At 54.3% G+C, this 13,840-nt stretch carries 13 protein-coding genes and 2 pseudogenes; 6 read left to right on the forward strand and 9 right to left on the reverse strand.

Annotation, left to right across the window (positions count from 1 at the left end):
- Positions 1 to 128 precede the first annotated feature (128 nt).
- From DM818_RS12685 to sufB, 4 genes and pseudogenes are all read right to left on the reverse strand, one after another.
- Positions 129 to 1,379 carry an RNA-guided endonuclease InsQ/TnpB family protein gene (locus tag DM818_RS12685; RefSeq protein ID WP_075936372.1) on the reverse strand — a complete coding sequence of 417 codons (1,251 nt, stop codon included), beginning with the start codon at positions 1,377 to 1,379 and terminating at the stop codon, positions 129 to 131.
- Between the two features lie 468 nt (positions 1,380 to 1,847).
- A complete protein-coding gene (locus DM818_RS12690; RefSeq protein WP_075936371.1) occupies positions 1,848 to 2,228 on the reverse strand; it encodes a hypothetical protein in 381 nt (126 codons plus the stop codon).
- A 24-nt stretch (positions 2,229 to 2,252) separates the two neighbouring features.
- A pseudogene (locus tag DM818_RS12695) lies at positions 2,253 to 2,591 on the reverse strand (4Fe-4S dicluster domain-containing protein).
- Positions 2,592 to 2,635: 44 nt separating this feature from the next.
- Complete coding sequence (gene sufB, locus DM818_RS12700) at positions 2,636 to 4,066, reverse strand: Fe-S cluster assembly protein SufB (protein WP_075936370.1); 1,431 nt, start codon at positions 4,064 to 4,066, stop codon at positions 2,636 to 2,638.
- 329 nt (positions 4,067 to 4,395) lie between these two features.
- On the opposite strand from sufB, the gene DM818_RS12705 reads away from it, so the two are divergent.
- From DM818_RS12705 to DM818_RS12725, 5 genes are all read left to right on the forward strand, one after another.
- Positions 4,396 to 5,388, forward strand: a complete 993-nt coding sequence (locus DM818_RS12705) for a transcription initiation factor IIB (RefSeq protein WP_075936369.1) — start codon at positions 4,396 to 4,398, stop codon at positions 5,386 to 5,388.
- A 374-nt stretch (positions 5,389 to 5,762) separates the two neighbouring features.
- On the forward strand, positions 5,763 to 5,951 hold the full coding sequence (locus DM818_RS15210) for a hypothetical protein (RefSeq protein ID WP_234953621.1): 189 nt from the start codon (positions 5,763 to 5,765) through the stop codon (positions 5,949 to 5,951).
- Between the two features lie 346 nt (positions 5,952 to 6,297).
- Positions 6,298 to 6,687 carry a DUF2237 family protein gene (locus DM818_RS12715; protein ID WP_153952661.1) on the forward strand — a complete coding sequence of 130 codons (390 nt, stop codon included), beginning with the start codon at positions 6,298 to 6,300 and terminating at the stop codon, positions 6,685 to 6,687.
- Positions 6,688 to 6,956: 269 nt separating this feature from the next.
- Positions 6,957 to 8,009 carry an RNA-guided endonuclease InsQ/TnpB family protein gene (locus tag DM818_RS12720; protein ID WP_075936367.1) on the forward strand — a complete coding sequence of 351 codons (1,053 nt, stop codon included), beginning with the start codon at positions 6,957 to 6,959 and terminating at the stop codon, positions 8,007 to 8,009.
- Between the two features lie 321 nt (positions 8,010 to 8,330).
- The gene (locus tag DM818_RS12725) at positions 8,331 to 8,570 is read left to right on the forward strand and encodes a hypothetical protein (protein ID WP_075936366.1); all 240 of its coding nucleotides are present in this window, start codon (positions 8,331 to 8,333) and stop codon (positions 8,568 to 8,570) included.
- A 256-nt stretch (positions 8,571 to 8,826) separates the two neighbouring features.
- Here the strand turns inward: DM818_RS12725 and DM818_RS12735 are convergent, their stop codons facing one another.
- Positions 8,827 to 9,285 (reverse strand): universal stress protein, encoded by a 459-nt coding sequence (locus tag DM818_RS12735; RefSeq protein ID WP_075936365.1) that lies wholly within the window; start codon positions 9,283 to 9,285, stop codon positions 8,827 to 8,829.
- Between the two features lie 245 nt (positions 9,286 to 9,530).
- Between DM818_RS12735 and DM818_RS12740 the strand changes: the two genes are divergently transcribed.
- Positions 9,531 to 9,740: a hypothetical protein gene (locus DM818_RS12740; RefSeq protein ID WP_075936364.1), complete on the forward strand. Its 210-nt coding sequence runs from the start codon at positions 9,531 to 9,533 to the stop codon at positions 9,738 to 9,740.
- A 593-nt stretch (positions 9,741 to 10,333) separates the two neighbouring features.
- Here the strand turns inward: DM818_RS12740 and DM818_RS12745 are convergent.
- The 4 genes and pseudogenes from DM818_RS12745 to DM818_RS12755 form a co-directional block, all read right to left on the reverse strand.
- Complete coding sequence (locus DM818_RS12745) at positions 10,334 to 10,996, reverse strand: sensor histidine kinase (protein ID WP_197738619.1); 663 nt, start codon at positions 10,994 to 10,996, stop codon at positions 10,334 to 10,336.
- A 15-nt stretch (positions 10,997 to 11,011) separates the two neighbouring features.
- A pseudogene (locus DM818_RS15400) lies at positions 11,012 to 11,164 on the reverse strand (hypothetical protein); the annotation flags it as partial.
- A gap of 205 nt (positions 11,165 to 11,369) precedes the next feature.
- A complete protein-coding gene (locus DM818_RS12750; protein ID WP_153952663.1) occupies positions 11,370 to 12,656 on the reverse strand; it encodes an MFS transporter in 1,287 nt (428 codons plus the stop codon).
- Between the two features lie 4 nt (positions 12,657 to 12,660).
- Complete coding sequence (locus tag DM818_RS12755; protein ID WP_075936361.1) at positions 12,661 to 13,773, reverse strand: MBL fold metallo-hydrolase; 1,113 nt, start codon at positions 13,771 to 13,773, stop codon at positions 12,661 to 12,663.
- Positions 13,774 to 13,840 lie beyond the last annotated feature (67 nt).

A 13,840-nucleotide genomic window follows, 5' to 3' on the forward strand; every position in this document is an offset into this window, starting at 1 on the left:
CTGAATCGCACAACCTCGGAGGGTGGTTTTTGATATGTGGCTTCTGTGCAATCACGCGCGTATTGTGTGACATCCTCCCCGCCGTGAACGGCGGGGCTTCCCGTACTGCGGGTGGGATATTTGCCGGTCTACGACACGACCTGTTCTCTCGTGGTGAACGTCCCGCTCTCGCGGTCGAATAGGTGTGTCGAGGGCTGTGCCACACAGCCGTTACTCCTATCCTCGCCGTGAGGACTCGGAGTTATCTTCTGACGCATGTTTTCCGCCCCGTTGCAATCCGCGTTCCCGACTAACCCGCACGACGAGCAGACGTACAACCCACGGTGTTTGCGGTTCGACTTCGTGGCGTCACCACATCGTGAACACGTTTTCGAGGTGTTCCACTCGTTCTCTTTCCGTACCTCGACACCGCGAATCTCGCCTTTGTAGTCAAGGTACTGGTAGATACGGTCGAACGCCCACGTATGCAACTTCTTATTGCCCGTCTTGCCCCAGTCTGAGTCACGAACCTTCTCGGGCCAGCTCACCGCGAGCGTTCCAACATCGCGCTCGACACATTCTGTGATGATTGCGTCTGAGAGGACGTGGTAGAAGTGCGTCTCGCGCTCTGTGAGTTTTCGACGCGCCCACATCGACTTTTCAGATGGGCCGTTCTCACCTTCCGTATCGTATTCAGCACGCTTGAAGTAGTGTTTGTCCTGCTTAACTGAGTTGCCGGGGTATAGGACGTATTCGTTAGGGAACGCGACTGTAGCGATGTTCGTGATACCGAGGTCGATACCTGCCACGCCGTCGCCCGCTGAGTCGTTGGTTTCGAGGTTGACTTTGCAGACGAAGTGCAGTTCCCACTCCCCACCATTCCAGACGGCACGAACGTTCTGCACCGAGTTGACTTCTGAGAGGTCAACGTCGGGACGAGTCTGATACTCACAGAGGATGAAGTCCGAGAAATGCTCTTTCAGATTGGAGCCTTTCGAGAGTCGAACCCGATTGGTCTCTGGGTCATGTTTGAACCCGTCTTCTTTGAACGTGACTGTACTTCGGGGTCGTCTGTCGCTGTGTTTGCGGTAGCCGGGCGGATTCGCCTCGCCGTCTTTGTGTCGCAGTTCGAACCACGACTGGAAAGCGTCGGAAAGTTCTTCGATGACTTTCTGACTGGATTGTGCGTTCAGGTCTTTCCAGCACTCCCGGTTCTTCATGTACGCTTTGAGCGTTCCTTCGTCTGGGATTTCGCCTGTTTCGTCCCAGATTCGGTCGGCTGTCCAGCGTGCGACGTTCCATATCTTCGAGGCAGAGTCTCCGAGCGAATCGAGGCCATCGCGTACCTGTCGCTGGTTCTGAATGGACCCAACGTAGGTTCGCGTGACCTTAATCGCCATACATAGCCTATGTAGACGAGCTTACTTAATGATGTGGATGAGCGTTGAATATCCGGCCTGCCATCGACAGTGGGTTGTGAGGGAGTTGTCGGATTCACTCCCGCCCTGAAGGGCGGGATTCTCTCCTCGCAGAAAGATAGAGTTTGGCATCTAACCCTCGCAACTATCCGGGGTGAGACCCAATGCGGAAACACAATTCTCGGGACTCGTTGCAGATACCTCTCGATTTCCGATTTCTGCGGTTCACCGTCTGTCCATATGATTGAATAATGACTACCCAACCGGCGACTTACCCCGAAGAAACCACTAGCAGCGAACCGCAACAGACGCATTAGTCGAGCTAAATAATCGTCCTCAAGCGAGTCTCATCTCGACAACATTGGTTGCCTAAGAGATTGTTCCAGCGAGAGGCACCCTGCCCATACCTTTCCGGACACCGGTCGCTCACATGAAAATTGTCAACTAATCTTATTGTGTGAGTATGTTGGGATCTACTCGTTCAATTCCCGCGTCAGCGAGTTCGATTTTCACCGCCGGGGGAAGCGTTTCGAGCGTCTCGTCTACTTGTGGATCGACAGCTATACCGTCGACTCTCAGTGCCACTAATTTTCCACGGTTGCCCTGTGCGGCAACCTCGAATTCGAACGGGCGATCGCGTTCGTCAAGTGCATAGACCCAGACTTTCGAGAGGCCGTTTGCACTCTCCCAGTAACTGCTGTTGAGGACGTTGAGACTCCCCGCAGGGGGAACAGCCGGTGAGTTACATGCCTGGCACTGGCCCGGATGTGGCGAGGTACCGATGTACTCGTAGTCGGTCCCGCACCGATAACACTGTAATGTCAGAATCATCGTCAGCACTCTTCCTCTCGGGGGTCAGAGCCTCCCAGCACGTCCCGGGTCGACGTCAATTGCATCGACAGGACAGATATCGACACAGAGCATGCAGTCAATGCACTGGTCCTCGTAGCTAGGATCGGCCTTGTTTTCGGACTCGGGGTGGCCAGGGGTATCGGTCCACTCGAATACGTCAACGGGGCAGTCCTCCAGACAGGCCCCGTCCGCGACACAGATGTCGAAATCCACTGCGACATGGGTTCCGTGGATTCCCTGTTTGTCCTCCGTTGGTTCCTCGCCATCTGTCGTCCATACTCGGTGGTCCTTGTGGCGGTCAACTTCCTAGTAGGTGTTCTCGAAACTCGGATCGATAGCCATTGATGTATCCTATGATGTCTTGTTTAGCAATGCCGAACCGGTCACTACCCGAGGCTCCCCTCCATCTCCAGTTCGATGAGTCGGTTCATTTCGACTGCGTACTCGATGGGCAATTCCTCTGTCAGCGGCTCGATGAAGCCGGCGACGATCATCTGCTTTGCGTCGTCGTCGTCCAGCCCACGTGATTCGAGGTAGAAGACGTCCTCATCGCCGATCTTCCCGACCGTCGCCTCGTGGGCGACGTCGACCTTGCTCTCCTGAATCTCCATGTACGGCATCGTGTCGCTGGTCGACTCGTTGTCGAACATCAGCGCGTCGCACTCCACGCTGGTCGAGGAGTTCTCGGCGCCGTCGGCGATGTGGACGAGGCCGCGGTAGTTTGTGCGGCCGCCGTCTTTCGAGATGGACTTCGACTCGATAGTCGACTTGGTGTCAGGCGCGTTGTGGTAGACCTTCGCGCCGGTGTCGATGTTCTGTCCTTCGCCAGCCATGGCGATGGTGATGTGGTTGTCCGTCGCGCCGGGGCCCTTGAGAATGGTTGACGGGTACAGCATCGTGGCTTTCGACCCCATCGACCCCGACACCCACTCCATCGTGGCGTCCTTTTCTGCGATGGCGCGCTTGGTGTTGAGGTTGTAGGTGTTTTTCGACCAGTTCTGCACCGTCGAGTACTGGACGTGAGCGTTTTCTTTGACAAACACTTCAACGCCACCGCTGTGCAGATTGAACGCCGAGTACTTCGGCGCGGAACAGCCCTCGATGTAGTGCACTTCGGAGTTCTCCTCGGCGACGATGAGCGTGTGTTCGAACTGGCCCATCCCCTCGGAGTTCATGCGGAAGTACGCCTGGACGGGCATGTCGACGTTCGTGTCCTCGGGGACGTATACGAACGAGCCGCCCGACCAGATTGCGCCGTGGAGCGCGGCGAACTTGTTGTCGCTGGGCGGGACGGCCTTGGTCATGAAGTACTCCTTGACGATCTCTTCGTGCTCCTGAACGGCCTTGTCCATGTCACAGAAGATGACGCCCTGTTCCTCCCACTGCTCCTGCATGTTCTGGTACACAATCTCGGACTCGTACTGGGCACCGACGCCCGAGAGGGCGTTCTTCTCCGCTTCAGGAATGCCAAGTTTGTCGAAGGTATCCTGAATCTCCTCGGGAAGGTCTTCCCAGTTCTCGGCACCGCCGCGCGTCTCGATGTCCGGGCGAATGTAGGGGACAATTTCGTCGATGTCGACTTCCGAGAGGTCAGGCTGACCGGGCCAGTCGGTTGGCATCGGCATCTCCTGAAACTGCTTGAGTGCACGAAGACGGCGTTCAAGCATCCACTCGGGCTCGTTCTTGTCTTCCGAGATCAGGCGGATGGTCTCCTCGGTCAGCCCCTTCTCAGCCTCGAATGCCGACTTCTCCTCTTTCTTGAATTCGAAGCGAGCTTCGGTATCGGTGTCCTGGAGATGGTCTTGTTCTGAACTCATGAATCCATGTTGAGGCTCTGGCCGCATAACTTTGATTGATAACCATCTTTGGTTTCGGCCTAAGCAAATAATCTCCTGAAATTCCTGCTCTGAAACTCAAAATTGGTAATGTATTTTTGCGATATAAAAACTTACTATCACTCAGGCTCAAACGCGGTATATGATATTATTATCCACTGCTCGTCAGTCCAGTAGGCAATCTAACAGCCAACTTCTGTCTAGAGCCAGTATACCCAGCTTGTATACTACTTTTGTGAGTTGCCAGGCTTGGGATATCCGCTTGTCCCGCCGGCAGCGATCCTCCCGCTGTATCATCGGGGGAACCGAACATGACTGATTCATTTACCACGCCAAAGGTTCATCAAGAAAGCTCTCCAGAAGAACACGACGAGACGGACGAGGAAGAGCAGAATAACCTGTCGGGCAAAACGTGTCCAGAGTGCAGTGGACGTATCGTCCACGACGAGGCACAGGCCGAAACTCACTGTGAAGACTGTGGTTGCGTAGTTGAATCAGATAAGATTGATCGCGGACCTGAATGGCGTGCGTTCGATTCGCGCGAAAAGAATGACCGGTCACGGGTTGGGGCTCCTCAAACCCAGCAATTACACGATCGTGGCCTATCGACGGTTATCGACTGGCGAGACGAAGACGCGTATGGACAGTCGCTTTCGTCTCGTCAGCGAAAGAAAATGCAACGCCTCCGGACATGGGATGAGCGATTCCGGACAAAAGACAGCCAAGAACGGAATCTAAAACAGGCGCTGGGAGAGATCAACCGGATGGCCTCCGCGCTTGGATGCCCCGATCCGATCAGGGAAACGACGAGTGTGTTATATCGGCAGGCGGTAAAAAACGACATGCTCCGGGGCCGGTCGATCGAGGGGATGGCGACAGCAGCCCTCTACGCCGGATCACGTCTGGAGAATGCACCCCGGACACTCGATGAAGTTGCTGCCGTGAGTCGTGTGGATAAAATCGAGATAGAACGCACCTATCGCTATCTGGCAGACGAGCTCGAACTGAAAATGGCGCCAACGAACCCTGAATCATACATTGCTCGGTTCGCTTCCGAGCTGGGGTGTCCCGATGAAACGGAACGTCGAAGCCGTAAACTGATTCAAGCTGCCGTTAAAGCGGGTGTTCACAGTGGGCGAAACCCTGTCGGGATTGCAGCATCAGCGCTGTATGCGGCTGCCAAACTCACAAATCAAGACGTCATCCAAGATGATCTGTCCAAAATCGCTAATGTGAGTAAGGTCACGATTCGGAATCGGTACACAGAAATCCTCGAAGCGGCAGACGAGATGTCAAGCGAGTGACTATATCTAAGCGGAAAGCAGTCCTCTTCTGTTCGTCATGTGGGCACGAAAGCCATATTAAAGATGATTGGAACGTCCCCCCCGATAGTGGCCAGTACCAGCTCGAATGCCCAGACTGTCGATCTCGACTATTCGATTTTAATTGGAGTCAGCTGTAATGGAAACATTCACAACCGATCTACTGCGGTAGGACTCGAAGTAAGAAATGTTGGGATAAGTATAGGTGTAGGGAGCGTCGCAAGAGATAGGGCATCTATTCAGCAACTCAGATGAGAGTAGAGATACTTTGTCGAATATGGGTTAGTTCGTTATATTTAATCCCAAACAAATTCCGATATATAACATATTTTTGTTTTCGGTCGGATGTTCGCGAAATGACTGAGGAGGCCCTGTACGACCGGCTTAGAAGGGATCAAGCGATTCGGAGGGTCGTTGACGACTTTTATAATCGACTTCTTGCGAACGCCGAGTTGGGTCCGTTCTTTGGGGAGCGGATATGGAGAAACTCCGACAAACGCAGATGGGTTTTTGTCCGAGGCAGCTGGTGGCCCAGAAACATATGACGCTGAACTAGTCCGTGAGACACGTCCCCACATTTCGTTCATCCCTCGATTACATCCAGCGAGCCGTTGAGTTACTGCGTGATAGTTTAGACGCGTTTGACGTGCCTGGGGAAGATGCAGACGCCGTCGTTCAGCCAATCGCCGCATACGAAGAGAATCTATTGGCAAGACCCGATGACACCGAGAAAGAGTGAGTCCAGAAACTGCAACAAGCCCGCCTCACATCCTGCATGTGAGCCTCACCAATATTTGGACAGATAGTACGTGCGAATCTTTCTATTACACCTGGGGTTTCATAGAAACAATTACACACGGGGCTTTTTATTATGGACCACACTCTATCGGTATGCCCGAACGAAATGTTCTTGCCGAGAAACTTGCCACATGTAATACTGATCCAAGGACTGGTTTCAACCGCGATGGCTGCTGTGGAACTCATCCCAACGACCGAGGCAGGCACGAGCTCTGTGCGGTCATGACCGAGGAATTTCTGTCGTTCAGTAAAGAACACGGCAACGACCTTGTGACGCCGCGTCCGGAGTTGGATTTTCCCGGTCTTGACCCGGGCGACCGCTGGTGTCTCTGTCTCGGACGGTGGGTCGAGGCACTTGAGACCACGCGAGCCAGACATCTCCCGGAGACGACCGTCCCCCCTGTAGTTCTCGAAGCAACCAACGAGGCAGTGTTAGATTCCGTGAATCTGGAGACGCTCGAAAGCCACTCCTACGACGCGTGAGCGTCCAACCGACCCTGAGATCGTGCGATTATACACGACAACTTCGACTGCTCCTGCTTCGGTGTTTCTCCTCACTGGTGTGAAGCCATCGAATATGGGCAGAGAACGAAGCCACTCCGTCTTACAGTAGTTCGAGGCGAAAGCCCACGGCTTTAGCCGTGGGATGAAGCCGACAACCGGGAATCTATCCACGCTCGGACGCTCGGCTGGATATTCCACTCCCTGAACCACCAAAACTTATAAGTCGACAATATTATGTTACACGCGTAATGGTCGAGGTGAGCGTGGAAACTACGTTCCGCAACCCCAGCCGCTCTCGCCGCGAAGAGTGGCAACGCGCCACCCATATCCTCCGCGAGTGCAAACAATGGCTCGTGGACTGCTGGGAAGACGGCACGCTCACCTCGTCCGTGACAACTGGCGACATCGACAACCCACTCTACTCAGCACTCCAAAACCAAGCTATCCGTAACGCGAAGAGCGACTACGACGACGAACCCATCAAGTACACAGGAGAACAACCTATCGGGGTTAACAACCAGAACTGGGAAATCAACACGACGGAGAACGACTCTGTCGTCATCGGGTTCCCATGCATCAGCGATTGGTGGTACACGCCAATCCACGTCCACGACAGCATCAAAGAACCCGTCAAAGCTCTGCTCGATGGTGACGCTGAGAAGACGAAACTCAGTGTGTGGCGAGAAGGTGACGATTGGTATTGCTCGTTCACCGTTGAGTACGACGAGCAACAAGACGGCGAGGAAACACCCATCGGGGTTGACGTTGGCCACAACTACATCCTCGCCGCTACGCCACACGATGCGAGTGCTGACTCGTTCCTTGTGAGTGGCAAGGAACACAAGTTCGTGCGGCGGTACTATCGTTCCCTGCGTGACTCGCTACAGGAAACTGGGGCGCATCGCGCCCGAACTCGCGTAGGTAACAAGGAGTACCGTCGCATCCAACACATGAACCACACCCTCTCCAAACGACTCGTCGAATACGCCAGTCAGTTCGAGAATCCCGTCATCAAACTCGAAGAACTCAAAAACATCCGTGACGGTAGCGAGTGGAACGGCGTCCACTCGTGGCCGTTCTACGAACTGCAACAGTTCATCACGTACAAAGCCGAGAAAGAGGGAATACGGGTCGAAACGGTAGACCCCGAGAACACGAGTCAGGAATGTAGTCAGTGCAATGAACTTGTGGGTCGTGACGGGAGTAAGTTCGATTGCCCGCATTGTGGGTATGTTCGGCACGCGGATTTGAACGCGGCTGAAAATATCAGCCAACGAGAGGGTGACCCATGCACGGCGTAACACTTCGGATGACGCGAACCGTGCGGCCCAGCACGCTGAAGACCGTGCCGACCGCTTCGCGGTCGCCTGCCACGTGCAGGTGGGAAGGCCGATTTGACCTGGCTACACGCGCTGGAACGCACGCCCTCGGTCACAATTGGGCGGCAACCTGCGAGGCTGGCCACGCGAAAGCGTATTTGAGCTGCTGAGGAAACGCGCAACTCTAATATCCCCGTCGGGGAATCCCACCCCTTCAGGGGTGGGAGGAGGTCAACTCCGAGAGCACGGCATAGAAATAGTTGCTGCCGACAACTTATTTCAATCGGCATCCAAGATTGGCTAATGCTCACCATTGATCTTGATGAGTTCATGATTGAGATTCAGGACGGGACAATCAAGCACGTCGGTTCGTCCACAACGAGTGTAGACGCGAAACTCTATGACGTGACCGAGGCCGAGGCACGACACTTTGGCGATCAGATCAAGTTCGCGTTTGAAGACGGTGAGGGTAATATGATTGAGGTCGCACTCAACGGACCAGAGGTGCAGTCGATTGTTGGAGACCTCAATGGGATGGAGTGATAAGGGTTGGCTGACCGACCGGACGAGTGATAGCGCGGAGGCCATTGCCGGTCATCTGTCTTCGTAACACTCACACCGTGCTTGGGTGGCGGCAACGAGTCTCTGTTATACGAGCAGCCGCTGCTGATGGATCTTCTGATCATCTTCGATTAGCCGGTCGAGAATTGGTGGCGGTGAGTAGCCGAAGTAGAGAGCGCGAATGTGGTACGAACGGAGGCCGGTCAACGGGTGATAGTGATCGGTCCGTACAGAGGAACTAGGCATCAACTTCCAGATTTGAGACAGGATTACGGATAATAGCTACATCGCAATCCTTCTCGAAAAGGACGCGACCGCCGACACTCTCTGTTCCAAGTAAAGCCTGTCCAGCGGCGTCACTTCCAATGAATATGGATGTAACGTCACGGTTACGGGCTACGCGGCGGAGCCGGTTTGCCATCGTGCCACTTGATGCGTACCTGCCCACAGAAAAGTGTTCGAAAATTGCACTAGAAACGCAATCTTCGACCTGTTGGCGAAGTCGAGAGATGATTCGTTTTTTATCGAACTCTTCGTCACTCGTTATCCACCCCTTCTTGTCGGCATACTCTGTGTTGTTTACTGGAATTACCGTGGCTGCGAGCAGTGGAGTCCCATCAAGCTCCGCAGCTCGCCCTCCGTGGAAAAGAGCGCTTTTAGCCAGTACAGACCCATCGAAAGGCACGAGAACGGCCATATCGAAAGTAACGAACGTCGGCTCATAGCTGTTTCGCTATTTCACTATCTATCCAACACACCGAAGACTCATCGAAAGTTCGCACGTGTAGTGACCGAATCGCCCTGATCCAGTTTCGCGGAGGATTCTGAATAAAGAAACCGCGCTACTATCTACTGTTACATCGTCCAATATGATTGTTCATGAAAACGTTTGATTCCGGTTACCAATCACTATTGTGTGCTAACCTCCTGTTTTTGGACAGAATGGACAAAGATACGCTTACACAGATTGAACAACTACTTACCGAAGTTCAGCAGGATATCGACGATCCAGACACCAGTTACAAGCTCAGAACTGCGAGGCAACTCCTCAGCATCCGGAAACAGCGCAACGAAGCCTTGGATGAGGCAACTGACGAGGCGATTTCAGACGAGGAAATCCTCGAGAATCTCAGAGAGTTAGGCTATATGTAAGCCGCCTCGGAATGAGATAGTCACATACGAGGCATTATCGGGCTTACAGAAGGTATAGCCCCAAATTCAGCTAAGGTGCAGCAAACCCGGTGGTGGCTTCTAATAGTTCCTTATTCTGAGAATGCGTTTATAATACAGCTATTTTCCGGATAGAAGTGCGGATTTTAGCGATTTTCAAAAGCAACGTAAGCCGCTCGCTTGGATTATTCATCCACGACCGCTTGCAACGAATCGGCCCAAATACGGCTCAAGAGTGGAATTCGGTCGAACTGCCTGAACCTTGGGCACCAGAAAGAAACTCATGCCACAGCCGATGACAACGGCGTCAACGAATCAGCGTCATCATTGACGCACCCTCTGCGTGTATCGGCATCACCGTGCCCTCGATAGAGTCACTCATCAACCAGCGCTCACAATTCGCTCAGTCCTCATCATTATCAGTGATGTACAGCTCGCTCGGAGAATAACAAGGGCTACTCATTCCGACCGGAGAATCGCCCTCAAATCAGCTAGAGAGAGTCACCAGCAACTATGGGGGTAACAACGTAGCAACCTGTGATTCCGACTCAGTAGGACTCTTTCATAACGGACAGCTATTGGGCCACGTCTGAAATTTCGAACCGGGCCCCACCAGCTTGGCTTTCCTTGACTGCGATTTGCCAGCCGTGTGTCTCTACGATTTGTTCGACAATACTTAGCCCAAATCCGGTGCCGTCCGTGGCTGTCGAATAGCCCGCGTCAAAAATTGATCCCAGATTGTCTTCTGGGATTCCCTCGCCATCGTCCGCGATATAGAACCCATCATCGAGATCTCCGACAGTTATCGTGACGTCACTACCACCGCGGTCGACAGCGTTGCGAATTAGATTCTCGAAAACCTGCTGGAGCTGATTACGGTCGGCATGAACCGTACGGTCGGTCTCGATTTCGAGTGACGCATTCTGTGTTGCCACCGTCTCCCAACAGGTCTGCACAAGCGTTTTTAGCTCGACTGCTTCACGTTCCATCGCTGTATTCCCATCTTGTGCGAGAGTAAGCAGATCCTCAATCAGTGCATCCATCCGATTCAGCGCATGCTCAATGTCTTCAATATGCTCGCTGTCACAGTCTTCTTTGAGGAGTTCTAATCGACCTCCCGCAACCAGTAGTGGGTTCCGGAGGTCATGACTTACGACACTAGTGAAGCAATCCAATCGTTCGTTTTGTCGTCTGAGTCTTTCTTCCCGTTCCTGCTGGTCGGTGATATCACGGTCCATTGCCACAAATCGATCATTACCGTCCAGATCTAAGCGGATGAGATGAATCTCGATTGGGAATGTCGATCCGTCCTTTCGTTCCAGCTTCCCTTCAAATCGTCGTGGGGGGTCTATCGAGAGGCCCGTCCAGAAGGATCTCGCCTCCGAGGACTCAACTGTCGGGTCCAGTTCCCAGACTCTCTTCCGATTAACTCTGACTCCGTATAGCCCAACTCATCACACTGTGGTTCGTGCGGTGGATGGCGACAAATAGTGGTGGATCAATGAGTATCAAAGATAACGAACCGGAAGGGGCGGTCGTTGAACTTCGATTCTTGCGGGGGTAGCGAAAGGCCCGCACGGTGATTAACTCGACGGATTAATCTGGGCTAAATTAATCTTGAGAGATGGTTGAGGGCGCTTCCGAAGCAGGTGAAGGTGGCTCGTGGGTCCCGAACTCGGGGTGGGTCTCTTCCATCCAGACATACACGACTGCACCAGACACGAACATCAAGAGTGCGGTCATATAGAATGCAGCCTCGGCATTCACAAACTCCATCGAGAGTCCGATTAGGATGGCTCCGACAGCATAGCCGGAGTCACGCCACATTCGGTAGACGCCCATCCCTTCCGACCGCCACGTCGGGTGGGCGGCGTCGCTCGGCACAGTCATCAGGTTCGGATACAGCAACGCCATACCGAGACCGGAGATGGCAGCCAAGACAGCCCACGCGATGTACCCCTCAACGAGTACCATTCCGAGGACGCCGGCTCCTGCGAGAAACATCCCCCAAACAACAGGCGGACGGCGACCAATACGGTCAGCAAGTCCCCCGGTCGCAATCTGGAGGAAGTACATCGCGCTGTGGACACCGATGACGACACCGACAGCCGCGATACCAAGACCCTGGCTTACCAGATACAACGGGACGGCGATCCAGAACAGCGTGTCTACAAAGTTCTCAATGTGTCCAGCCTGAGCCGCAGCGAACAGCGTCTTGTCACCGTAGGTCGCCCGCTTCACTACCTCGTTGAACGGCAGGTTCGCGTCGTGGTGGTCGTCGTCACCTTCGGCTTGGGCGTACTGGACAGTCTCGTTAATCAGGAAAATCGAGATGAGGAACGCCAGCACGACGACGACAGCCAAGAAGTAGAACGGCTCTGGCCGGAGACTCCACTGACTGGCAATAACGCCTGTGAGCCATGCCCCAACGGCGACACCAGTGTAGCCGAACGATTCGTCAATGCCGACTGCAAGGCCACGCTGGTCAGGTCCTGCGAGGTCGATTTTCGCGTTGATAGCCATGCTCCACGTCAACGCTTGGTTGATACCCAGCAGAATGTTCCCGACGGTAATCCACCCCCAGCTCGGAGCGAAGATGAGGATAATTGGCAGGGGGAGTGCCGTCGCCCACCCGGCGACGAGTACCGGCTTGCGACCGTACTCCTCCCCCCATTTGCCAGCGTAGAGATTGAGAATCGATTTCACGATTCCGAACGAGACGACGAACGAACCGATAAGTAAGAACGACTCAACGCCGAGTACCTCTTCGCCCAGAACGGGAACGACAGTCCGTTCGGACCCGATGGTCAGGCCGGTGGCGAATACCAGCAGGACGTGGAGTGAGAACTGTCCGAAGTGCTCGCGGATTCCTTGTTTGATTTGTGTTCCCGTACTCATAGGTTCATTCAGCAGCGCAGTTGTTAGGGCCCAGTTCCAGTTTGGCTAGTTCGTCGGTCGGGACCGATTCCTGTCCGACGTTCGTCCGTTTGACGCGCTCGAAATTCGGCGGATGATCCGGGATATCCGCTGCGAGGTCGCGGACGAACCCCTCCCGGTCGCGACCAAGGTCGTCGTTCCGTCCCTTGACCTCCGCAAGCGTCGCGGTTACCGGTGGTTCAGGTGAGCCAGGGTCGTGTGCTGGCAAGACAACTGCATCGTTCGGTCTGTCCAACAACCGCTGGAGGCTTTCGTAGAGCGTCGCAGCGTTTTCCTCGATGTCAGAATCTTCAATCCCAGCTTCAACGCCAAGTTCGACACGTCCCACGCTCTCGTGAAAGAGCGTATCGCCCGTCATCAGGGCAGCGCCGTCAATGTCGAACGAGACGCTCCCCTCGCTGTGTCCCGGCGTGTGAATGACCTCGATGTCGAGACTGCCGACTGAGACGGTCTCTCCATCCTCGACCGGCGTCGCGTCGACGGCGAGTGCATCCTTCGAGTGGAGATAGTAGGGGACGTTGTGACGGTCGGCGAGTTCCGCCGCACCCGAGACGTGGTCGGCGTGGGCGTGCGTGTCGAACATCCCGACGAGTTCGGCGTCGTATTCGTCCAGGATCGCCTCGTATTCGTCGAGATAGTGTGACGGGTCGAAGACGACTGCGTCACCATTTGAAACGAGAACGTGCGAGAGGCAGCCCTTCCCCGGGCGTGCAATTTGAATGAGCGTGTCTTCGAGATCAGCGGGCACCTCTGCGTGCCGGTGAACACGGCTCCAGCCGTTCATCCCATCGGTGAGAGTCACCGCATCATAGTCCAGCTCTTGGAGGACTTCTGTCGCGGTTTGAGAAACGACGCCTGCGGCACAGACAGTGACGATTCGCTCGTCACGGGGAAGATCTGAGAGGGCTTCCTTGGCTTGTTCAGGATCGTCTGTTAATTGCTCGTAGATATCGACGTTGATGCTGCCGGGGATATGCCAGTCCTCGAAATCCGCTTCGTGGCGAATATCGAGGATGACCGGCTCGTCATCATCATTTCGCAATTGTTCGCTGAGTTCTTCCGGTGTGATTTCCTGCATCGGTGTTCCTGAATAGTAGGTATATTAGTATATAGACACTGCAGGACATGACCGGCACTGTTAATTT

Origin of the sequence: Halosegnis longus (assembly GCF_009663395.1) — an archaeon.
GTDB lineage: Archaea > Halobacteriota > Halobacteria > Halobacteriales > Haloarculaceae > Halosegnis > Halosegnis longus.